Genomic DNA, 21,907 nt, shown 5'->3' on the forward strand with positions numbered 1-21,907 from the left:
CAAAGGACGGCGATAGCCGTTTCACCTTGTTATTCAATATATTCAAGTCCGGGGCGGATATGTGAGTCAAAAGCGATCTGATTCTAGCTATTTAATCGAATGAATCTCGGTTTTTTTAACAAAAAACTCTGTTTTTTAAGTAGTAAAATGTCGGAACACAATCTATCATCGACATTGAAAGCGATTCCAAATTATGGTTTTGATTCATAAAATCGTATGATTTATTAAGGAGGTGGATGCTCGCCCGAGTCCTAAACCGTTCGTGCTTACGGGAATTCAAAGGCATAAGACAGACTTATTTTCGATTAATTTGGTAGCGCTTTCATTAGAAGGTATCGATAAAATATCATTAGCGAAAAGGAGCTGAATAAGAAGAGATGAACGTTAAAAACGTATTTCGCAAAACGGTAATGCTCGCTGTTGCTTCTTTGCTGGTTATTCCTGCTTTTGTTGTTGAACCGAAGGTCAGTGCTGCCGCCCCAAGGCAGATGGAAGCTTTAACGAGAGGAGTCGTCGCGGTAAAAGTAAGCGGAGGCGTATTTGTCAGCTGGCGGCTGCTCGGCGGCGAGGCTGCTAATACAGGCTTTAACGTTTATCGCAACGGGACGAAGGTAAACAGCAGTGTCATTACAACGAGTACGAATCTTCTGGATGCTGGCGGAAGCAACTCCTCTACCTATTATGTCCGCGCCGTTGTTAACGGCGTTGAGCGCCCGGCCTCCAACACGGTATCGGTATGGGCGAACAATTATAAAGATATTCCGCTGGACAAGCCGGCTGGCGGGACAACACCGAGCGGTGAAAGCTACACATATAGCGCGAATGATGCGAGTGTAGCCGACCTTGACGGAGATGGCGAATACGAAATCGTGCTCAAATGGGACCCGTCGGGCTCGAAGGATAACTCCCAATCGGGGTATACCGGCAATGTTATTTTTGATGCTTACAAAATGAATGGCGAGAAGCTGTGGCGCATTAATATGGGCAAAAATATTCGTGCAGGCGCCCATTATTCGCAATTTCTCGTCTATGACTTTGACGGCGACGGCAAAGGCGAGGTCGTCATCAAAACAGCAGACGGCACCGTTGATGGAACAGGGCAGGTGATAGGCAGCTCCACTGCCGATTACCGCAATTCTTCGGGCTATGTGCTGTCAGGTCCGGAATATTTGACTGTTTTTTCAGGGCAGACGGGAGCTGCGCTTGCGACTACGAACTATGTTCCGGCAAGAGGCACTGTATCAAGCTGGGGGGATAGCTATGGCAACCGTGTCGACCGTTTTCTAGCTGGTGTTGCTTATTTGGACGGCGTTAGGCCAAGCATCGTCATGTCGCGCGGCTATTATACGAGAACGGTCATTGCTGCTTTTGACTTCCGTAACGGCTCGCTAACGAGCCGCTGGACGTTTGATACGAACAGTTCCGGCAATTCTGCTTATGCGGGACAAGGCAATCATAGCCTTAGTGTGGCGGATGTTGATAATGATGGCAAAGATGAAATTATATTTGGCGCAATGACGGTTGATGATAATGGCCAGAAGCTATATAACACAAATATGGGGCATGGCGATGCGATGCATGTCAGCGATTTGGACCCGAACCGGGCTGGCCTTGAGGTGTTCAAGGTAAACGAGGATACGAGCAAGCCTTATGGCGCCCAAGTGCATGATGCGGCTACTGGTCAAATTTTATGGGGTGCCTATACGGGGGCTGATACGGGGCGCGGCATGGCGGCCGACATCGATCCTCGTTACCCGGGAGCTGAGGTTTGGGCAGGCAGTGGTGTAGGGCTGAGGACGAGTACGGGGCAGCTCATTTCCAGCACGCCTCCATCCTCGCAAAATTTCGGCATCTGGTGGGACGGCGACCTGCTGCGCGAGCTGCTTGATCATGTATGGTCAGGAAGCGCAGGAGTTGGCGTCGGCAAAATTGAAAAATGGAATTACAATACCGGTGCAGTCAGCCGCCTGCTAACGGCAACGGGAACTTACTCGAACAATACGACAAAAGGTACGCCGAGCTTGCAGGCCGATCTGATTGGCGACTGGCGCGAGGAGGTGTTGTGGCGCACGGAGGACAGCACTAAGCTGCGCTTGTATACGACGACAGATGTTACGACATATCGTCTCTACACGCTGATGCATGATGCCGTATACCGCTTAGGTGTTGCGTGGCAAAATGTAGCCTACAACCAGCCGCCGCATACGAGCTATTTTCTCGGAAATGGCATGAGCACGCCTCCTGCGCCAAGCATGTACACGACGCTGCCACAGGCATCGTTTACGGAAGTAGATACTGCCAATGCTTTGCTTGCGGAGCAGGCTGCTGTGGAAGAAGCGGTGGTTGCCCCTGAGCAGGAGCAGGAGCAGGAGCAGGAGCCGGCCCCGCAAACGGAGTCGGAAACAGAACCAGAAACAGAAACAGAACCTCAGACAGAGCCAGAAACGACGCCCATTCCTGAGCAGCAGCCAGACAACAGTATGCCAACCGACCCGGTTGATCCGGGTGCAGCAGCTCAAGGGGCCACAGGTGCAGCACTAAGCGCAGTCCTTGGACAAGCTGCTCCTATTTCATAGAGCTAGGGTTGTTATCCCCTTAGCTCAGAAACGCAAAAAGAGGAACCGGCACATCTATTTAAACGGACTCAAGTTTCCCTAGCATCTTTAGGTATAGCGGTAAGTGCCGTCCTTGGACAGACTGTTCCTATTTTATTAAGCTTGAGGTATTATCCCCTTAGCTCAGAAACAGCGGAATAGGAAGGCTGTCTAAGACAACGTACAGAAAACAGCATAGAGGGAAGCAACGAAGAAATAACAAAAGAAGAAATAACAAAAGAAGAAATAACAAAAGAAGTAATAACTAAGGAAGTAGTAACTAAAGAAGTAAGAACTGAAGAACTGAAGAACTGAAGAACTGAAGAACTGAAGAACTGAAGAACTGAAGAACTAAAGAACTAAAGAACTAAAGAACTAAAGAACTAAAGAACTAAAGAACTAAAGAACTAAAGAAATAAAGGTCTAAAGAACTGTATGACAAAAGAAGCGAAAAAGCTAGGAAGCAGCGAAACGGTATTTAGGTGAGTTGGATGGAGGCACCGCTAGCAAGTGAAAAAGGAATGGTTCGCGAGTGCAACTCAAGCGACTTGGCAGTTGATGCCAAATTATTTTTAAAGTCATCCGGAAATTGGAGAGCTGTTTGAGCGGTGTGATCAGGCATGATGCCGGATTGGACCGTTCAAGCGGCTTTTCTGAGCTAAGGGGATAATGGCTATAAGGCGAAAGAAACGATACAACTAGAGGGTACGTTAGCGTTGTTGAGCCATGCGACGAATAGCAAATGCAAATTAACCTTACAAGCCATTGTTGAAAAATAGAGCAGCCATTCCGCGACGGCAGGCAAACGGCGGACTGCGAAAAACGCAGCCGCGCTGCCGCATGCTTGCTGTTCTAAATACCGTCTACGATTCTCCGTGCCCGAATCGCTGCCTGATGAAGCAGCTCCTCTTCGTCTATCGTCAGCAGCTTGCGACCTTGCATCAGGAGCTTGCCATTGACGATGGTCGTATCGACATCGCTGCCATTCACGGCGTAGGCGAGCAGCGATTCCACATGATGGACAGGCTGCAAATGGGGCTTATTCATATCGACTAAAATGAGATCGGCTTTTTTGCCAGCCTCAAGCGTTCCTGTCTCATGATCGAGGCGTAGCAGCTTGGCGCTTTCAGCCGTTGCCATTTCCAGCACTTGGTGGGCTGGAAAAACGGACGGGTCGCCTGCTTCCATTTTTTGCATCCAGGCAGCCGCCTTAATCCCTTCAAACATGTCGACTGTCGAAGCGCTGCCTGATCCGTCCGTGCCGAGTCCAACCGTAACACTAGTATCGATAAGCGCTGCTACCGGGGCAATGCCGCAGCCCAGCTTCATATTGCTGACCGGATTGTGAGCAACGCCGCCCTTCATGCCTCTGAGCAGCTGAATGTCGCCATGCGTAAGATGCACGCCATGAGCCAGCAAAGTATGGGCCTCGGTGAATAACCCGAGATTGTGTAAATAAGCGGTCGGCGAGCAGTTGTATTTGGTTTTGATTTTGGCGACTTCCTCTACCGTTTCCGCCAAGTGAATATGGATAGGCAAATTTTTTTGTGAGGCGAGCTTAATGATTTCTGCAAGTGGTTCTGGCGGGCAAGTATAGGGAGCATGGGGGCCGAACATCGTTGTAATTCGCCCGTCGGCCTGGCCATGCCAGCGGTCAATGAGGTCAAGCGCTTCGGTTAGCCGTTTGCCGCCGTCGTTTTGCATAAATACAAGTCCTCGTGTTAAGGAGGCACGCATCCCTGTTTCCTGAACAGCAGCAGCAATTTCATTCATATGCACATACATATCGGCGAATGCCGTTGTGCCAGATTTAATCATTTCCGCCATGGCAAGCTTGGCTCCCCAATAAATATCCTCAGGCGTCATACGCGCCTCGGCAGGCAGCATTTTATGCTCCAGCCATTCCATCAGCTTGCAGTCATCGGAAAAACCTTTCAGCAAGCTCATTGGCGTATGCTGGTGGGCATTAATTAGGCCGGGCATAGCTAGCATGCCTTTGCCATCGATGATTTTGTTAGCTTTAGCCTCAGTCTTAGGCAAATTCGTACCAATTGCCGAAATGCGGTCATTTTCGATCAGCAGCTCGCCGTGAAAAGACTTTTCGCCTTTTTTCATCGTTAAAATTTGAACGTTTTGAATTAGAGTTCTCATCTTTGTCCCCTCCTTGGTATACTTAGGAGGATAAACGTTGACGCTGCGTTAAGGTCAAGGGCAAGAAAGGATGTTTCGCCATTATGAAATGGTTCCATACCGCAGACTGGCATCTCGGCAAGCTGGTTCAAGGTGTTTATATGACAGAAGACCAGCGTTATGTGCTGGAGCATTTTATTGCCGATATTGAACGCGAACGCCCGGATGCAGTAATTATTGCCGGTGATTTGTATGACCGGGCCATTCCGCCCATTGAGGCAGTAGAGCTGCTCGATGAGGTGCTGCAGCATATCGTTATTAAGCTTGAAACGCCGGTGCTGGCTGTGGCTGGCAATCACGACAGTCCGGACCGGATTGATTTTGGCACGGCGATGATGGCGAGCCGAGGGCTGCATATTGCCGGAAGAATGAAGCGGGAGCAGAAGCCTGTCGTGCTTCGCGATGAGCATGGCGAGGTGCATTTTCACCTCATGCCTTATGCCGATCCTGCACATGTGCGCTACGCACTGGAAAATGAGAGCATTCGCACGCATGATGATGCGATGAAAGCTTTGACGGAGCGGCTGCGGGATCAGCTTGATCCTGCTGCGCGCCACGTTTTTATCGGCCATGCCTTTGTTACGGCAACCGGAGAGGCGGAGCCGAATACGAGCGATTCTGAGCGTCCGCTGGCGATTGGCGGGGCGGAGCATGTACGCGCCAGCTATTTTGCGCCATTTCATTATACGGCGCTTGGCCACCTTCATCAGGCTCATTATGTCAGCGACGATAAAATCAGATATGCGGGCTCGCCGCTTAAATATTCGATTTCTGAGGAGAATCACGCCAAAGGTTATTATATAGTGGAGATGGATGATAAAGGCGCGGTAATGGTGGAAAAGCGGCCATTCCAGCCGCTGCGCGATTTGCGCCGCGTTTCCGGAACGATTGAGGAAATTGAGCAGCATGCGCTGAGCGACGATTACGTATTTATTACGCTGCTTAATGAAAATCCGGTCCTGTTTCCGATGGAGAAGGTACGGGCGATTTATCCGAATGCGCTGCATGTTGAGCGCAGGCCGGAAGCGGGACTGCTCGCAGAAACGGAGGCTTCCGCTGATGGTGAAATAGAGGCGGTTCGCCGCCGCGAAGCTGATCCGATAGCCTTATTCGCTTCCTTTTATCAGGAGGTCAAGGGCAGCCCGCTTAGTGAGAGTAAAAAGCAGCGTTTCGCCGATGTATTCGGGAAGCTGCTGCACGAGGAAGGAGGGGGCGCATGAGACCGCTCAAGTTAACGATGAACGCTTTTGGCCCGTATCGGGATGCGGAATCGATTGATTTTGCCCAGCTGGACGAGCATCGGCTGTTCGTTATTTCCGGCAGCACCGGAGCGGGTAAAACCTCGATTTTTGATGCGATTTGCTTTGCGCTTTATGGTGCGGCCAGCGGGGAGGATCGCTCGGAGGCACGCATGCTGCGCAGCCATTTTGCCGGAGATGATACGCATACGTCGGTTGAGTTTCATTTTGCAGTTGCGCAGCGGGAATACCAAGTATTTCGTCAGCTTCCGCATCGTAAAGGCTCGAACAAAAGCGAGACGGGCGGCAAGGCGGAGCTGTATGAGTTTGTAGATGGACAAGCTGTGCCGCTTGTCGACCGTTTTCAAGTTCGCGACGTCGATGCAAAGCTGGAATCGATTATAGGTCTTACGAAGGAGCAGTTTAATCAAATCGTGATGCTGCCGCAGGGAGAGTTTCGCAAGCTGCTTACCTCGGATACAGATAATAAAGAAGAGATTTTGCGGCGGATTTTTCGTACGGAGCTGTATGAGAAGCTGGAGCTCAGGTTTCAGCAGCAAAACCGTGAGCTGAATGAAACGCTCAAGGAAGCGCGGCTGCGCAATGACATGTATATGAAGCAAGCGGGCGATGCGCTTCCTCAGCGCGAGGGGAGCTTGCTGGCAGCGACGCTGAGCCAAGAGGTTTATAACGCGGCGCAACTGCTTGCCAGTTTGGAGCAGGAGGCTGCTTATTACGGCGAACTGGTGCAGCAAGGAGACGTGCAGCGGCAGCAGATGGGTGAGCAGCTGCTTGCGCAGGAAGAGAAGCTGCGCGCCGCGCTTGCGCTGAACGCGAGGTTCGAAGAGCTTGCGGCGGAGCGAAGCAAGCTGGAGCAGTTGGAGTTGGGCCGCGCCGCGCAGGAAGCGAAGGGGCGAGAGCTGCAATTGGCTGAGCAGGCGGCGCTGCTCACGCCTTATGAGGAGCAAGCGAGCCGGGCCGGCAAGGACGCGGAGGCGAAGCAGCAGGTCAGCGAGGCGAAGCAGCGGGAAGCGGAGGCGGCGAAGCAAGCGCTGGCTGCGGCTTCGCAGCGGCATGCGAGCGAGGAGCAGCGCGAGCCAGAGCGGCGAGAGGCGGAGCGTGAGCTGAACCGGCTGGAGGAGCTTGCTCCAGCGGTGCAGCAGATGGGCGAGCAGCGGCAGGCCGTGACGGAGCTGCGGGCAAGGGCGAAGCAGGGCCAGGCGCAGCTGGAGCGGGAAGATGCAGCTATTGCGGCGGAGAAGGAAGCGAAGCAGCAGAGCGCTGCGCGGCTGAAGCTCATGGAGAGCGACGGCCAGCAGCTGCTAGCGAAGCAAGAGCAGTTCAGGCGCGTCGAGCAGCAAGGCAAATACGTCTCCAAGCTAATCAAGCTGGAGCAGGAGCTGGCTGAGTTCAAGCGGCTGGAAGAGAGCCAGGAACAGGCGCTCTCCACAGTTCGTGCCCAGCATGATGGGCTGGAGCAGCAATGGATTGAAGGCCAGGCAGGCTTGCTCGCCGCTCATTTGCATGACGGCAAGCCTTGCCCGGTATGCGGCAGCGTCGAGCATCCGGGGAAAATACAAACCGCTGCCGACGTGCCCTCTCGCGAGCAGCTCGCACAGGCGAAGGAGCAGCTAGCTGCCTGTGAGCGCGAGCTGAATGCGTCAAGGCTGCAAGTAGCCGCCGCCCGTTCCGGCTGGGAAAGCAGCGCTGCCGAGCTTGCGGAATACGGCGCCTCTGTTGAGCATCTCGCCGAGCAGCAGGCTGACTTGCGCACACAGTGGAAGCAGTTGAAGGATGAGACGGACAGGCTGCAGCAGCAAAATGAAGAAATGCGCCTGCTTAAAGAGCAGGCGGAAAAGCGGGAAGCGGAGCTGGAGCGGCTTATCCGGGATAAAGAGCAGCGGCAAGCGGCGTATCAGCAGGTGCAAATTGAGCTGGGCGCGAAGGAGTCGCTGCTCGCCAGAGAGCTGGAGCGCATCCCAGAGCCGCTTCGCGGGCCCGAACAATTGCAGCAGGCGCTGGTGGCCCAGCGGATGAAGGTTCGTCAGCATGCAGAGGCCTGGCAGGCTGCTGTCAAGCAACTACAGCAGGCGCAGCTTAAGGAGACGGAAGCTTCCGTGAATGCCGTGCAGGCACGCCAACAATTCGAAGAAGCACTGCGAAGCAGGGAAGAAGCTCAGGAGCGACTGCTGAGCGAGCTGCGGACAGCGGCATTTGATTCATTGGAGGCTTATCGCGCCGCTGCAAAAACGCCGCAGGAGCGGCAAGCGCTTAAGGAGCAGCTGGACGCATATAAATCTGCGGTCCAGGCGCTGGCAAGCCGCGTAACGGATATGCAGCTGGAGCTGGCTGGAAAGCAGCCAGCGGATATGCAGGAGCTGCATGCAGCAGGCGCTGAGCTTAGGCAGCAGTTAGAGACGATTGTCTCTGCACTGCAAACCGCTGCACGGCATGGCGAGGAGGCTGCGCGGCTGATTCGTCAGCTCACAGCGACGAGCGAGCGCGTGAAGCAGCTTGAGGCGGAGCTGGAGCAGGTGCTCGACATTTATCAAATGCTTAAAGGAGACAATGCGCTTAAAATTTCCTTTGAACGTTATATATTGATTGAGTTTTTGGAGCAAATTTTGCAGGCAGCAAATGTGCGTCTGCAGCGGCTCTCGGGCGGACAGTTTATGCTGCAGCGCAGCGACCGTTTGGAAGTCAGAGGGAAGCAAAGCGGTCTTGGCCTGGACGTGTATGATGCGTATACAGGGCAAAATCGCGATGTAAAAACGATGTCCGGCGGGGAAAAATTTAATGCTTCTCTCTGCCTTGCTTTAGGAATGACCGATGTTATTCAGGCACATCAAGGCGGAATTTCAATTGAAATGATGTTTATTGACGAAGGGTTTGGCTCATTGGATGAGGAGGCACTGAACAAGGCAATCGAAGCTTTGGTTGATTTGCAGCGCGCTGGCCGCATGATTGGCGTCATTTCACATGTGCAGGAGCTCAAGCAAGCTTTTCCCGCCTGCCTTGAAGTTCATAAAACGAAGGAAGGCTACAGCCGCACGGCTGTAACGGTCCGTTAAAGAAAAAGGCAGGAAACAACGCGTACGTCGCTTCCTGCCTATCCGTTTGAATGTTAGTAGCCGGATAATGCGCTTGCTCCAGCAGAAAATATAGCAATGGCAAAAACAAAAAAGAGAATAGTGCCCATTACGCCAAGTCCGTTCAGGATAATACCGATAATCGCAAAAACTTTGCGGCGCTGCTTGGAACAGGCGCCAATAATTCCAAGAATCAGTCCGACAAACGTAATGCCAACGCTGATGACAACCGCTACACCTGAAGCCATAAAGGAGCCAGCGCTTCCGGTAATCATATCTTCAATATAGGCGGGGTCTTCTAATAAGTACTCATTTCCCGTAGAAATGGCACTACCTATGGCCGCAAAAAACATAATGATGCTAATAACGCCTAGAATTATAGATGCAATGGCCATAATGAAGGAAGCGATGCCAAGGCCCGAATGCTTAAGCGGCTGGCTCGGCTGAAAAGGTGAAGGATCGGAAAAGCCCGCTGATGGTGCAGACCCGTAAGGATTATAATCCGGTGTCTGGGTAGGGTCCGTATCCGATTTCGTAAATGAGATCGGTGTGGAATTGTTTTTATTTTCTTCCATTTAAGTGTTCTCCTCCAGTATATGTAACTCATCTTAAAACACAATTACAGTAAATTATACTCAATTCTGAAAGGAATGAAAACAGATGTTCCAAAAATATTTCACAATCGGTGCTATTGGTGCCGCTCTTGCAGTAGCATTAGGGGCTTTTGGCGCTCATACTTTAAAGGAAATATTGCCAGCTGATTTGCTCGCTATTTTCGAAACGGGCGTACGTTATCATATGTATCATTCGCTTGGCCTTATGCTGGTCGCTCTGCTTGCGGATCGCTTGGGCGAGAGCAAATTGCTGCTGTCCGGAGCAAGGCTGCTGCTTGCCGGCATGGTTATTTTCAGCGGCAGCCTTTACATCCTTGCCTTAAGCGATATTCGCGTGCTGGGAGCCGTTACACCAATCGGCGGCGTAGCTTTTCTAGCCGGCTGGGTTTGTGTCATCGTGGCAACCCTCAAGTCTCGAAAAAAAGCCGTTTGATTTTGCATAAAATTTCTATGCCGAAGCCGTGGTTTCGATTATAATAAGTCTAACCTTATTGGATTCGAACGTAGGAAGGAAGTTAGTGCGTGACGAAACGAACGTTTGGTCGGCCTGATAGACCGCCTCGTAACGCGCTTACACAATGGTTGTCCAAGTTGTGGAATCCGTGGCTGCAAGGCGGCTTGCTGCTCATTATCGTAGGTGTATGGGCGGCAGCGATGATCGTTACAGCAATACCTTCGCTTTTCATTTGGCTAGCTTCTTTTTTGACTATGATATTTCTGCTAGGAAGCTTCGCCGTGATGATCAGGCAGTCCAAGGCAGTAAGCACGCTCAGTTATCATAAACCAATGGTCGAGGCGCTGCTTCGCTCGGAAGCGGTCCCGCTGGCTATCATTGATCCACAGGGCGTTATTATGGAATTGAATGAAGGCGCAGAGCGAACCTTTGGCTATGAACGCGCGGAGTTAATGGGAAATTGGCTGGCCTCTTTCGTAGATGCAGGCAGCCGGGATGCCTTACATACGATGCTGGAGCATTCGCTTAACGGTTGTCCGAAGCAGGGAAACATTCATATTATACACCGATCAGGCTATCCGCTTGAGCTGCATCTCGTATGCGCCCCCATGGTGCAGGATGAGAAGGTCATCGGAACGCTGGTGGTCAGCCATGATTTGAGCGATCGCAAGCGAAATGTCGAACGGATTCGTTATATGGCCTATTACGACGACAGAACGGGATTGCCGAATCGAACGCTTTTTCAAATGAGATTGAATGAAAGCCTTGCATTTGCTCATGATCATAACCAGCTTGTGGGGCTGTGTTATATGGATTTGGATCGGTTTAAGCTCGTGAATGCCTCCTTCGGCCGCGAATTTGGCGATATGCTGCTCATGCAGGTGGCAGAGCGCTTCACAAGCGTCATGTCGGAGCAGGATTTTGCTGCCAGGATGGAAGGCGATGAGTTTGCTTTGCTGTTCAAGGATTTAGAGTCGGAGGAGCAGTTGCTGAGCCGCGCCCGCATGGTGCTGCAAGCGATTGAAGAGCCTTTCGAGCTTAAAGGCTTTCCGATCCAGATTACAGCAAGCATAGGTGCGGTCACCAACCGTCTTGGCGAAGACGATGATTACGCGCTGCTTAATAAAGCGGATATGGCGTTAATGAAGGTGAAGCAGAATGGCAGAAACGATGCGCTGCTTTATTCCGAAAGCTGGAGCAATTATTCGTTTGAGCATTTGTCGCTGCAGCATGAAATGTACCGTGCCATTCAGCGCAAGGAGTTCATTTTATACTATCAGCCGCAATATGATATGATTTCTGGCGGAATGATCGGCGTCGAGGCGCTGGTGCGCTGGAAGCATCCGATCCGGGGAATGATCCCTCCGGGCGATTTTATTCCTTTGGCTGAGGAAAGCGGCATGATCGTGCAAATTGGCGATTGGGTGCTGGAGGAGGCTTGCCGCCAAAATAAATGCTGGCAGGAATCAGGCTTGCCGCCGATGCCTGTATCGGTTAACCTCTCCATCAGGCAGTTTGTCCAGCATGATTTGGCTAGCAAGGTTGCTGACGTTCTGACCCGTACCGGACTGGATTCGCAATATTTGGATTTGGAAATTACGGAGTCGATGACGATGGATGTGAACCATGTATCGCGCTGCCTGCTGGATTTGACGGCGCTTGGCGTTGGCATAAGCATTGATGATTTTGGCACAGGCTATAGCTCCTTTCATTATTTGAAAAACTTTCCGATTGACCGGCTCAAAATCGACCGTTCCTTCGTCCGCGACATCCAGCAGGACCCAAGCGATGCGGAAATTGTAGCAGCTATTATTGCAATGGCGCATAATCTTAACATACAGGTTATTGCAGAGGGCGTGGAGACGCAGGAGCAAATTGAATTTTTGCGTAAGCACAACTGCGACGAAATGCAAGGGTATTTCTGGAGTGCGCCGGTCCCAAGCGACAATATTGAGCAAATGCTGGGCGGCTATTACATGTAGAAAAAAGGTCTGTTTGAATGGCTGGGAACGCCTCCGGCTCATTCGAACAGACCTTTTCAATTTGTGCTGCCTCATAATTAGGACTTATAGTCTTCAATTTCATTAAGCTTGAATGTGTAGACTTGCTTCTCATCCACGTGATAGACCGTTATCATGTTCGTTGTATCATCCACATTTAGAATACGGCATGGAATGCTGAGCGTGATGCCAAGCCCCTTGTTTACAATAAGACGAATTAGTTTATTGCTTTTCATAAATCCGCGAATATCCGCAAACCCGTCATAAGGATCGGAGAGTGAAGGTTCAACAACCTTTGGCTTAGCTGCTTTAACAGGTTGTACGTCTTTGGCAGACTTTCCATTTGCTGCGGATTTATTGCTTTGTGTTTGTTTTTCATTTTGCGCAGGCGCATTATTATCGATTTCCATAGGAACTTGAACAGCAGCATCAGCTTTGCGTTGATCGATAACTTGTCCCAGCTGAACACCTGATAAAATCCGATAATCCACAAATCCGCCAGCATTTAAGGCATGAATGACCTGCTCCAAGGCAGCAGCGTTGTTAACGTTCTCCACTAGCAATTCTACTTGGAGTACGTATGACTGTTTTTGTGTATTCTGCATTTGCTCTATAGTTCCTCCGACCTAATGTTAATTTTTGCATAACTACTATACCATTAATCAGAATGGATATATAGTGCTAAATTTTGCTAATCGTCCAATTCGATAAAAACTTTTTTGCATATAATGCTTTGGCAGCTTTGGCAGCCAATTGATGGCAAAGGAGGTGAGCGTAAAATGATGCGGATGGTTCCTGCCACACTGCAAAATGGGCTGACCGTGCTCGGAATTGAGGTCAAGCTTCCTAAGACGACACTGCTTGCCTGGACGACGGATAAAGGATATATCATGTGTGGTGCGCTTGATGTGGGATTATTGAATGAACGGTTGCAAAATCGCGGAATTATCGCCGGAAGAGCCGTTGGCGTACGCACATTAGAGGAGCTGCTTGTTGCACCTTTGGAATCGGTTACGACAACAGCGGAAGCTATGGGGATTCATGCTGGGATGAAAGGGACAGATGCGCTTACCTTAATGGCATAATACGAAGAGCCTCTATCCTTATCTTTTTGAGAGATGGGATAGAGGCTCTTGATTCACGTTTTATTGATTAAAAAGCTTTTTGAGATTGACATCATAAGGTGCTTGGACGATGCCTTTTTCCGTAATAATAGCTGTTACATATTCATTCGGTGTAATATCGAAGGCCGGGTTGTACACTTTCACACCTTGCGGCGCTGTGCGTTTGCCAAACCCTTCGGTAATTTCCTCGGCACTGCGCTCCTCAATCGGAATTTCCGCGCCAGTCGGCGTATTGAGGTCGATTGTGGACAATGGGCATGCTACATATACGGGAATGCCGTGAGCCTTGGCAAGGACGGCAACGCTATAAGTACCGATTTTGTTGGCGACATCTCCATTAGCGGCTACGCGGTCAGTACCAACAATGACAGCTTGAATCCAGCCTTTGGACATGACCATGCCAGCCATATTATCGCAAATTAAAGTGACATCGACGCCAGCTTGCTGCAGTTCAAAAGCGGTTAGTCTAGCGCCTTGCAGCACAGGACGCGTCTCATCGGCGAATACACGGAGCGACATGCCGCGCTCAAGCGCAAGATAAAACGGCGCGAGAGCTGTACCGTATTTAGCAGTTGCAAGTCCGCCGGCGTTGCAGTGCGTGAGTACGCCCATGCCATCCTCAAACAACGTTAGCGCATGCTCGCCGATTAAACGGTTGGTTTCTTCATCTTCACTGTGAATCGCCAGCGCTTCATTAAGCAGAGCCTGCTTCACTTCATCGAGCGATAATTCAGCTGTAGCAAGCTGCTCCGCACGGGCTTTCATACGATCAAGAGCCCAGAACAAGTTGACAGCGGTCGGCCTTGAGGTCGCCAAATATTCCGCTTGGTTCAGCACTTCTTCAAGCCAGCGCTTAGGGGTCGTTTCATTTCGGCTGCCAAGCACGACGCCGTACGCAGCAGAAATGCCGATTGCCGGAGCGCCCCTCACTTTCAAATGGCGAATTGCTTCCCATACATCCTCGGAAGTAACAAGCGGCAAATATACAATTTCTTCCGGTAAAAGCCGTTGATCCAGCAAATCCAGGCGATCTTCTGCCCAAATTACGGATTGCAATGGGGCATTCTGGGTAGTCATTATGCAAATTCCTTTCTTTTCGAAACATAGGGATTTATTTTAAACGTGTTTTGTCGTTGCGGACAGTACAATATCAATCGCTTGCTCGATCGAAATCGCCTGGCGGTTCAGGTGAATGAGCGAGGTACCGATTTCCAGCGCCAAGCGCTGTGCTTTCTCGCGCTCCGCAGCATCCTCAATACGGTCGATGTCAGCAACATGGGCAAGGCCTACAATGCGCCGTACCATTTTGCAGCCAGCGAAGCCGATCGAGTCTTGAAGCAGCTTGTTGATGTAATATTGCTTGTAGCCTGAAGCGCTTGATGCTAGACGATCCGCGTTATGCTCGTCCCACAAAGCGCCAAATTTGTTCTCAAATTTGGTCCAAATCTCGCGTACGCTGCCGAGCAGGTAGCTGCGGAAATCGGCAAGCTCTGCCTCGTCTTTAATCCAGTGGGCTTGTCCCGCATAATTGAGCAGCAGGTTGGCAATGACCGCCCCTACGTCAAAGCCAATAGGGCCATAATAAGCAAATTCAGGATCGATCACTTTTGTCGATTGTGCTGTAACAAATACGCTGCCGGTATGAAGATCGCCGTGGAGAAGCGCCTGGGCATTCGTCAAAAACTTGTTGCGCAAAATGGCGACTTCAAGATGAAGGGCATCATCATTGCGAAGTGCTTCTGCGGCATCAGCAATCGCTGCTTCAAAGTTATTGTTTGGCGAATCCGTATACGGATCATCAAAAATCAAATCTTCGGTTATTTTGCACAAATCCGGGTTAATAAATGCTTTGACGCGTTCTTTCTTATCCTGCTGGTTCATGCCCAGATCAGAAGTGAAGAAGAGCGTATTCGCCATGAAGGTGGAAATGTCCTCGGCGAATTTCGGATATTTGTTGCCGTCCACGAGGCCCTGACGCATAATAACGTGATCGCTGAGATCTTCCATTACCGTGAGGGCAAGCTCTGCATCGTATTTATATACGGTTGGTACGAGTCCCGGAGCCAACTCATTTTGCAAAATCAGCGCTTCGCTCTCAATGCGCGCCCGGTCAAGCGTAAGCGGCCATGATTCTCCGACAACCTTAGCGTAAGGGAGCGCTTGTTTGACAATCAACCCTTTACCGCTAGCTGCATCGGTAATGTGGAATACCAAATTCAAATTGCCATCGCCGATCTCACGGGACGTAAGCACAGCTCCAGCAGGAAAAAATTCAGGTATGGAGCGGGAAAATTCAATAGCTTCTTGCTCGGTTAAAGGATGATAAGCAGACAGTTTGTCCACCTCCGACTGTATTTTTAAAAATATAAGCATTTATAAGTTACACACTTATAATGGGCTTATTTTTCATCGCGAAACGAAAGCTTTGCCGCCAAAGGACGGCTTCAGCCGTTTACGCTTGTGACAAGCATTTCTATAAGCTTAGTATATCGAATATTATTTCGACTTGGAATACCTACAAATGATAACAAATGATATAATGTTACGTAAAGTAGGCAAGGTTTTTGTCCGTTAAGCTCGAATGGCAACGAAGGGCTTGGCGGATCTGCCGGAGTGGAGGAATTGGCATGAATAACAGCATGACGCGGGAGCCGGTCGCTCTGAAGGAGTGGGCCGTAACCGTTAACGCATTGCGTGATGGCGAGCTTATAATGGTTTTGCGCAAAGGCGGAATTGTCGAGGAAACACGAGATTTTCAGTTGGTTAGCAAAGGCTTCTATTTGATGCCTGCATATGAGCATCAGAAGGAGCATCTGCTTAAGGCGCCTTATCAAGGCCGAATCGGAAGTATAATGGAAGGCTGGTCGCCTGACATGGATAGCATTACGCTTGGCGTCTATGCGGAAGCGGTTCATGATATCGAGATCAACGATCAGGAAACGCTTGACCGGCTGCGGGAATTTCATATATGGACGGATAGATTTTCCGAAGAAAGGCTAAAATGGAAGCGGACGAAGCCGCTGCATTTGCTGCTGCTTCGCGTATACCGTCTTGCAGAGCCCGCTGAGCTTGAGATGTTCCCAGCCTATACCGGGTGCAAATCTTGGGTAAAGCTTGAAAGTAATCCAGCTGAGGCAGCAATGGTTCCCGTACTATCCGATGAGGAATTCGCGTCGCAAGTCGCCCAAATTCAAGCTGCGCTGCGCCAAGGATAGAGATTGATCCCGATTTATGGCGGTTTCTTGTAGTTTGAGCTGTCCCGGCGTTGCTTTATAACAAAACTTATAATAAAATGATTATTGAGAAGACATTGAGAATTATATTGAATCACATTATAATAGAAGCATTTTTGATTATAGGTGATTAGGTAAATAGACCAACCATGGAGGGATCAGCATATTATGGCAACGCATTTTGTCATTGATGGCCTGAAAGCGGCTATCGAAGGAAAAGAGATTTTGAAAGGCATCAACCTTGAAATCAAGGGCGGAGAAATCCACGCAATTATGGGACCAAACGGAACTGGTAAAAGTACGCTTGCTTCCGCTTTGATGGGTCACCCGAAATATGAAGTGACTGAAGGCAGCGCATTTTTGGATGGAGAAGACCTGCTTGAAATGGGTGTAGATGAGAGAGCACGCGCAGGCTTGTTCCTTGCTATGCAATATCCGAGCGAAATTCCTGGCGTAACGAACTCCGATTTCTTGCGCAGTGCGATTAACGCTCGTCGTGAGGAAGGCAGCGAGATTTCCCTCATTAAATTCATTCGCCAAATGGAAGGCAAAATGAAAGCATTGGAAATGAACCCTGAGTTCGCACATCGTTACCTGAACGAAGGTTTCTCCGGCGGTGAGAAAAAACGTAACGAGATTTTGCAAATGACGCTGCTTGATCCGAAAATCGTCGTTCTTGACGAGATTGACTCGGGTCTTGACATCGATGCCCTGAAAATCGTATCCAAAGGCGTTAACGAAATGCGTTCTGAAGATCGCGGTTTCCTGATCATTACTCACTATCAGCGTTTGCTGAACTATATTACACCTGATTTTGTACACGTTATGATGCAAGGTCGCATTGTGAAATCTGGTGGTCCTGAGCTTGCTGAGCGTTTGGAAAATGAAGGTTATGACTGGGTTAAAGAAGAACTGGGCATCGTGGACGAAACGGTTGGCCAGGCCTAAGCGGAGAAAGGGGTATAACGGATGAGTACACAACTATCGACTCCGACGGACCGCCAATCTGCAGAAGCTTTGTCCCGTAGCAAAAACGAGCCTAATTGGCTGGTTGATTTGCGCGGCGAAGCGGCTGAGCTTGCTGGTACATTAGAATGGCCAAAGCCGGAGAAAGTCAAAATTGAACGCTGGAACCTGATAGCTGTAGGCAGCTACGATCAGGCGGCTCCAGCAAATGCAATAACCGATTTGCCAGAAGTTGTACGTGAATTGGTTGCTGAAGGTACTGAAAACCTTGTTATTCAGCAAAATTCGAGTCCGGTATGGACGCAGCTATCTGCTGAACTGGCAGCGAAGGGCGTTATTTTTACCGATTTGGAAACAGCTTGCAAGGAGCATGGCGATCTTGTTAAGCCTTACCTGTTCCAAGCGGTTGCCAAGGATGAGGACAAATTAACAGCTTTGCATGCAGCATTATGGAATGGTGGCGTATTCGTATACGTTCCTCGCAATATAGAGGTAGAAATTCCACTGCAGGCTATTCTATTTAATACAAAAGCAGAGGCTTCCTTTGCACCGCATATCGTGATCGTAGCGGAAAGCAACAGCCGCGTTACGTATGTCGATTATGTCGTTACTGAACCAGGCGCTGTGACTGAGCCTTTCGTCTACCATTCCGTAGTCGAAGTTTATGTAAAATCAGGCGCTCACGTTCGTTTCGGCTCCATCCATCATCTTGGTGGCAGCGGAGTGGATCTGACAGTTCGCCGTGCTATTATCGAAAACGATGGCGTGATGGAATGGGTACTCGGCGATTTGAGCGATGGCTCTACACTTTCGGACACGAAGTCCGTGCTGAAAGGCAACGGTTCGCAGTCTGATGCTAAAGTGATCAGCATCGGCAAAAACGCTCAGCAAATGAGCTTGACGACGCAGGCTGTTCATTTCGGCCTTCGTTCAGACAGCAACATGGTTACTCGTGCAGTGATGAAGGATTCCGCTTCGGCAATTATTAACGGTATCACTAAAATCGAGAAGGGCGCTACGAAAGCTAATGGCGTTCAAACGGAAAAAGTGTTGATGCTGAGCCCGAAAGCACGCGGTGACGCGAATCCGATTTTGCTAATTGATGAAGATGATGTTACTGCAGGCCATGCAGCGAGCGTTGGGCAGGTTAACCCTGAGCAGGTTTATTATCTGATGTCCCGCGGCATTAGCAAGCAGAATGCGGAACGCCTTGTAATCTACGGCTTCCTTGCACCTGTTGTTTCTGAAATTCCGATTGATGCAGTACGCGAACAGCTTGAGAAATTGCTTGTGCGGAAGCTAGAAGGATGAATATAGCAGCAATTCGGGAGCAGTTCCCGATTTTGCATCAAGAGGTAAACGGGCATCCGCTCGTTTATCTGGACAGCGCGGCATCTTCCCAGAAGCCGCGCTCCGTCATTGATGCGATTAATCGCTATTATGAGAAGGACCACTCCAATGTGCATAGAGGCGTTCATACGCTTGGTTCGCGGGCGACTGACGCTTATGAGGGTGCAAGGGAGAAAGTGGCTTCTTTTCTGAATGCGGCACTGCCGGAAGAAATTGTTTTTACGCGGGGTACGACAACTGCGCTGAATTTGGTTGCTTCAAGCTATGCCAGAAATGTATGTAAGCCTGGCGACGAAATCGTTATTACGCAAATGGAGCATCACAGCAATCTCATCCCATGGCAGCAGGTTGCGAAAGCAACTGGCGCGACGCTGAAATATATTCCGCTACAGCCAGATGGTTCATTCACGCTAGCCGATGCTGAGCTGACGATTACAGCAAATACGAAGGTCGTTGCGATGACTTATGTATCGAATGTGCTGGGCATCGTCAATCCCGTTAAGGAAGTTGCGGCTATTGCACATCGCAATGGAGCCGTAATGGTCGTGGATGGCGCACAAAGCACGCCGCATATGCGTGTTGACGTTCGTGATTTGGATTGTGATTTTTATGCTTTCTCGGGCCATAAAATGTGCGGCCCGACAGGAATTGGCGCCTTGTATGGCAAGAAGGCGCTGCTCTCGAAGATGGAGCCGATCGAATTCGGCGGAGAGATGATTGACTATGTTGACTTGTATGAGTCAACATGGAAGGACATTCCGTACCGCTTCGAAGGCGGGACGCCGATTATTGCGAACGCCGTAGGGCTGGGCGCAGCAATCGATTTTCTGCAAGAGGTTGGCATGGATGAGATTGACAAGCATCAGCGTCATCTTGCGGCATATGCCTATGACCGATTGTCAGAGCTTGATGGGGTTACGCTATATGGCCCTAAAACAGATCGTGCTGGCCTCGTTACGTTCAATCTGGGTGACGTGCATCCACATGATGTGGCGACAGTTCTTGATTCGGAAGGCATTGCCGTTCGGGCCGGACATCATTGCTGCCAGCCGCTTATGCGTTTCCTGAATGTTTCTTCGACAGCAAGAGCAAGCTTTTATTTATATAATACCGAGCAGGAAGTTGATCAGCTCATTGCTGGACTGCTCAAAACAAAGGAGTTCTTCGGTCATGCAATTGGATGATTTATACCGTAGAGTCATCATGGATCACTATAAAAATCCACGCAACCATGGAACATTGGAAGCCGATGCCGTTACGATTAAACTGAACAACCCGACCTGCGGCGACAGCATTGCGCTCCAGCTTCAAGTGGAGAACGGTTTAGTCACGGACGCCAAGTTTAGCGGAGAAGGCTGCTCCATCAGCCTGAGCTCCGCTTCCATGATGACGGAAGTCGTTAAAGGCAAAACATTTGATCAGGCACTGGAGCTAGCGGATAAATTTTCTGCGCTAATGAAAGGTGAACCAGTCGAATTTGAAGATTATGAGGACATTGAGGCGCTCTCTGGTGTTAACAAGTTTCCAGCACGGATTAAATGTGCCACCCTTTCGTGGAACGCTTTGCGTAAAGGAATTGAACAACAGCAAGAGTAACATCATTATGAAAGAGGAGAGTGAATACGATGGCTAAAACAATGCCGGAAATGGAAGAGTATAAGTATGGTTTCCGCGATGAGCATAAGTCGATTTTCCAATCAGGAAAAGGCTTGACGCCTGAAATCGTTCGCACTATTTCGGAAATGAAGGGCGAGCCGGAATGGATGCTCGATTTTCGTCTGAAATCACTGGAGCAGTTCAACAAAATGCCAATGCCTAATTGGGGCGGCAACATGGATGATCTGGATTTCAATGATATCCAGTATTATGTAAAACCCTCTGAGAAGCAAGGCAAGACGTGGGAAGAGGTTCCTGCTGAAATTAAAGAAACGTTTGACAAGCTCGGTATCCCTGAAGCGGAGCAAAAGTTTCTTGCTGGTGTATCGGCACAGTATGAGTCCGAGGTTGTTTACCACAGCATGCAAGAGGATCTGGAAAAGCAAGGCGTATTGTTCACTGACATGGATACGGCGCTTCGTGAGCATCCTGAAATCGTGCGTGAGTATTTCAGCACAATCATCCCACCGAATGATAATAAATTCGCTGCTTTGAACAGTGCGGTTTGGTCCGGTGGCAGCTTTATTTATGTACCAAAAGGCGTGAAATGTGAAATTCCACTGCAAGCCTATTTCCGGATTAACTCCGAAAACATGGGACAATTTGAGCGTACACTGATCATTGCTGACGAAGATAGCTTCGTTCACTACGTTGAAGGCTGTACAGCTCCAGTCTACAGCACAAACTCGCTGCATAGCGCAGTCGTTGAAATTTTGGTTAAGAAAAATGCCCGCGTTCGTTATACGACGATTCAGAACTGGGCACCAAACATTTTCAACCTCGTTACAAAACGTGCAGTTGCTGATGAAAACGCGACAATGGAATGGGTAGATGGCAACATCGGCTCCAAATTGACGATGAAATATCCAGCTGTTGTGCTACGTGGCCGCGGTGCGAAAGGTATGGTATTATCGATCGCAGTTGCCGGTAAAAACCAGCACCAGGATGCAGGCGCGAAAATGATTCACCTTGCTCCGGATACGACGTCGACGATTGTATCCAAGTCGATCAGTAAGCATGGCGGTAAAGTAACGTACCGTGGTCTCGCTTCATTCGGTCGTAATTCGGATGGCGCGAAATCTAACATTAAATGTGATACATTGATTTTGGATAATGAATCCACTTCGGATACGATTCCTTACAATGAGATCATGAACGATAACATCACTTTGGAGCATGAAGCAACAGTATCTAAAGTTTCCGAGGATCAATTGTTCTATCTGATGAGCCGTGGCTTGTCGGAAGCGGAAGCAACACAAATGATCGTTATGGGCTTTATCGAGCCATTCACGAAAGAACTGCCGATGGAATATGCGGTAGAAATGAACCGTCTCATCAAGTTTGAGATGGAAGGTTCTATCGGTTAAGCAAACAAGCTTGATGCCTTAAACGAAATAAA

At 49.7% G+C, this 21,907-nt stretch carries 16 protein-coding genes and 1 pseudogene; 12 read left to right on the forward strand and 5 right to left on the reverse strand.

The genetic code is table 11. The features are described 5' to 3' along the window. Positions 1–410 precede the first annotated feature (410 nt). Positions 411–2,261 (forward strand): annotated as a pseudogene (locus tag WH37_RS01250) (rhamnogalacturonan lyase); the annotation flags it as partial. Between the two features lie 1,185 nt (positions 2,262–3,446). On the opposite strand, the gene WH37_RS01255 reads toward WH37_RS01250, so the two are convergent. Continuing rightward, entirely contained in the window at positions 3,447–4,745 is a 1,299-nt protein-coding gene (locus tag WH37_RS01255; RefSeq protein WP_046228731.1) for an amidohydrolase, read from the reverse strand. A gap of 83 nt (positions 4,746–4,828) precedes the next feature. Here WH37_RS01255 and WH37_RS01260 point away from each other — a divergent pair, with 83 nt between their 5' ends. After that, on the forward strand, positions 4,829–6,004 hold the full coding sequence (locus WH37_RS01260; RefSeq protein ID WP_046228732.1) for an exonuclease SbcCD subunit D: 1,176 nt from the start codon (positions 4,829–4,831) through the stop codon (positions 6,002–6,004). Continuing rightward, positions 6,001–9,093 carry an AAA family ATPase gene (locus tag WH37_RS01265; RefSeq protein WP_046228733.1) on the forward strand — a complete coding sequence of 1,031 codons (3,093 nt, stop codon included), beginning with the start codon at positions 6,001–6,003 and terminating at the stop codon, positions 9,091–9,093. Before WH37_RS01260 ends, WH37_RS01265 begins: the two co-directional genes overlap by 4 nt. A gap of 53 nt (positions 9,094–9,146) precedes the next feature. Here WH37_RS01265 and WH37_RS01270 read toward each other — a convergent pair whose 3' ends face one another. Next, the gene (locus tag WH37_RS01270; protein WP_046228734.1) at positions 9,147–9,686 is read right to left on the reverse strand and encodes a hypothetical protein; all 540 of its coding nucleotides are present in this window, start codon (positions 9,684–9,686) and stop codon (positions 9,147–9,149) included. 85 nt (positions 9,687–9,771) lie between these two features. Here WH37_RS01270 and WH37_RS01275 point away from each other — a divergent pair, with 85 nt between their 5' ends. Both WH37_RS01275 and WH37_RS01280 read left to right on the forward strand, forming a co-directional pair. Continuing rightward, a complete protein-coding gene (locus tag WH37_RS01275; protein WP_046228735.1) occupies positions 9,772–10,158 on the forward strand; it encodes a DUF423 domain-containing protein in 387 nt (128 codons plus the stop codon). An 89-nt stretch (positions 10,159–10,247) separates the two neighbouring features. Next, on the forward strand, positions 10,248–12,161 hold the full coding sequence (locus WH37_RS01280; protein WP_046228736.1) for a putative bifunctional diguanylate cyclase/phosphodiesterase: 1,914 nt from the start codon (positions 10,248–10,250) through the stop codon (positions 12,159–12,161). 77 nt (positions 12,162–12,238) lie between these two features. Here the strand turns inward: WH37_RS01280 and WH37_RS01285 are convergent, their stop codons facing one another. After that, positions 12,239–12,784 (reverse strand): hypothetical protein, encoded by a 546-nt coding sequence (locus WH37_RS01285; RefSeq protein WP_046228737.1) that lies wholly within the window; start codon positions 12,782–12,784, stop codon positions 12,239–12,241. A 174-nt stretch (positions 12,785–12,958) separates the two neighbouring features. On the opposite strand from WH37_RS01285, the gene WH37_RS01290 reads away from it, so the two are divergent. Continuing rightward, complete coding sequence (locus WH37_RS01290; RefSeq protein WP_046228738.1) at positions 12,959–13,264, forward strand: YunC family protein; 306 nt, start codon at positions 12,959–12,961, stop codon at positions 13,262–13,264. Between the two features lie 60 nt (positions 13,265–13,324). Here the strand turns inward: WH37_RS01290 and mtnA are convergent, their stop codons facing one another. Continuing rightward, positions 13,325–14,380 (reverse strand): S-methyl-5-thioribose-1-phosphate isomerase, encoded by a 1,056-nt coding sequence (gene mtnA, locus WH37_RS01295; protein WP_046228739.1) that lies wholly within the window; start codon positions 14,378–14,380, stop codon positions 13,325–13,327. Positions 14,381–14,419: 39 nt separating this feature from the next. Then, positions 14,420–15,637: an S-methyl-5-thioribose kinase gene (gene mtnK, locus WH37_RS01300; RefSeq protein WP_046228803.1), complete on the reverse strand. Its 1,218-nt coding sequence runs from the start codon at positions 15,635–15,637 to the stop codon at positions 14,420–14,422. Positions 15,638–15,930: 293 nt separating this feature from the next. Here mtnK and WH37_RS01305 point away from each other — a divergent pair, with 293 nt between their 5' ends. The 6 genes from WH37_RS01305 to sufB all read left to right on the forward strand — a co-directional run bounded on the left by WH37_RS01305 (position 15,931) and on the right by sufB (position 21,875). Then, a complete protein-coding gene (locus WH37_RS01305; protein WP_046228740.1) occupies positions 15,931–16,518 on the forward strand; it encodes a DUF1802 family protein in 588 nt (195 codons plus the stop codon). Positions 16,519–16,704: 186 nt separating this feature from the next. Further along, positions 16,705–17,484, forward strand: a complete 780-nt coding sequence (gene sufC, locus WH37_RS01310) for a Fe-S cluster assembly ATPase SufC (RefSeq protein WP_046228741.1) — start codon at positions 16,705–16,707, stop codon at positions 17,482–17,484. Between the two features lie 21 nt (positions 17,485–17,505). Next, positions 17,506–18,813, forward strand: a complete 1,308-nt coding sequence (gene sufD, locus WH37_RS01315; RefSeq protein WP_046228742.1) for a Fe-S cluster assembly protein SufD — start codon at positions 17,506–17,508, stop codon at positions 18,811–18,813. Then, on the forward strand, positions 18,810–20,036 hold the full coding sequence (locus WH37_RS01320) for a cysteine desulfurase (RefSeq protein WP_046228743.1): 1,227 nt from the start codon (positions 18,810–18,812) through the stop codon (positions 20,034–20,036). The genes sufD and WH37_RS01320 overlap by 4 nt, the downstream gene beginning before the upstream one ends. Then, a complete protein-coding gene (gene sufU, locus WH37_RS01325; RefSeq protein ID WP_046228744.1) occupies positions 20,023–20,448 on the forward strand; it encodes a Fe-S cluster assembly sulfur transfer protein SufU in 426 nt (141 codons plus the stop codon). The genes WH37_RS01320 and sufU overlap by 14 nt, the downstream gene beginning before the upstream one ends. A 29-nt stretch (positions 20,449–20,477) precedes the next feature. After that, a complete protein-coding gene (gene sufB, locus WH37_RS01330; protein WP_046228745.1) occupies positions 20,478–21,875 on the forward strand; it encodes a Fe-S cluster assembly protein SufB in 1,398 nt (465 codons plus the stop codon). The last annotated feature ends 32 nt before the right edge of the window (positions 21,876–21,907 follow it).

The sequence above is a fragment of the Paenibacillus algorifonticola genome, assembly GCF_000971975.1.
Classification (GTDB): domain Bacteria; phylum Bacillota; class Bacilli; order Paenibacillales; family Paenibacillaceae; genus Pristimantibacillus; species Pristimantibacillus algorifonticola.

Coding starts and splice junctions, on each gene's coding strand:
- sufC (WP_046228741.1), top strand. CDS start 16,705: ATGGCAACGCATTTTGTCATTGATGGCCTGAAAGCGGCTATCGAAGGA.
- WH37_RS01260 (WP_046228732.1), top strand. CDS start 4,829: ATGAAATGGTTCCATACCGCAGACTGGCATCTCGGCAAGCTGGTTCAA.
- sufD (WP_046228742.1), top strand. CDS start 17,506: ATGAGTACACAACTATCGACTCCGACGGACCGCCAATCTGCAGAAGCT.
- mtnA (WP_046228739.1), bottom strand. CDS start 14,380: ATGACTACCCAGAATGCCCCATTGCAATCCGTAATTTGGGCAGAAGAT.
- WH37_RS01290 (WP_046228738.1), top strand. CDS start 12,959: ATGATGCGGATGGTTCCTGCCACACTGCAAAATGGGCTGACCGTGCTC.
- WH37_RS01255 (WP_046228731.1), bottom strand. CDS start 4,745: ATGAGAACTCTAATTCAAAACGTTCAAATTTTAACGATGAAAAAAGGC.
- sufU (WP_046228744.1), top strand. CDS start 20,023: ATGCAATTGGATGATTTATACCGTAGAGTCATCATGGATCACTATAAA.
- WH37_RS01265 (WP_046228733.1), top strand. CDS start 6,001: ATGAGACCGCTCAAGTTAACGATGAACGCTTTTGGCCCGTATCGGGAT.
- WH37_RS01320 (WP_046228743.1), top strand. CDS start 18,810: ATGAATATAGCAGCAATTCGGGAGCAGTTCCCGATTTTGCATCAAGAG.
- WH37_RS01305 (WP_046228740.1), top strand. CDS start 15,931: ATGAATAACAGCATGACGCGGGAGCCGGTCGCTCTGAAGGAGTGGGCC.
- WH37_RS01270 (WP_046228734.1), bottom strand. CDS start 9,686: ATGGAAGAAAATAAAAACAATTCCACACCGATCTCATTTACGAAATCG.
- WH37_RS01275 (WP_046228735.1), top strand. CDS start 9,772: ATGTTCCAAAAATATTTCACAATCGGTGCTATTGGTGCCGCTCTTGCA.
- WH37_RS01285 (WP_046228737.1), bottom strand. CDS start 12,784: ATGCAGAATACACAAAAACAGTCATACGTACTCCAAGTAGAATTGCTA.
- sufB (WP_046228745.1), top strand. CDS start 20,478: ATGGCTAAAACAATGCCGGAAATGGAAGAGTATAAGTATGGTTTCCGC.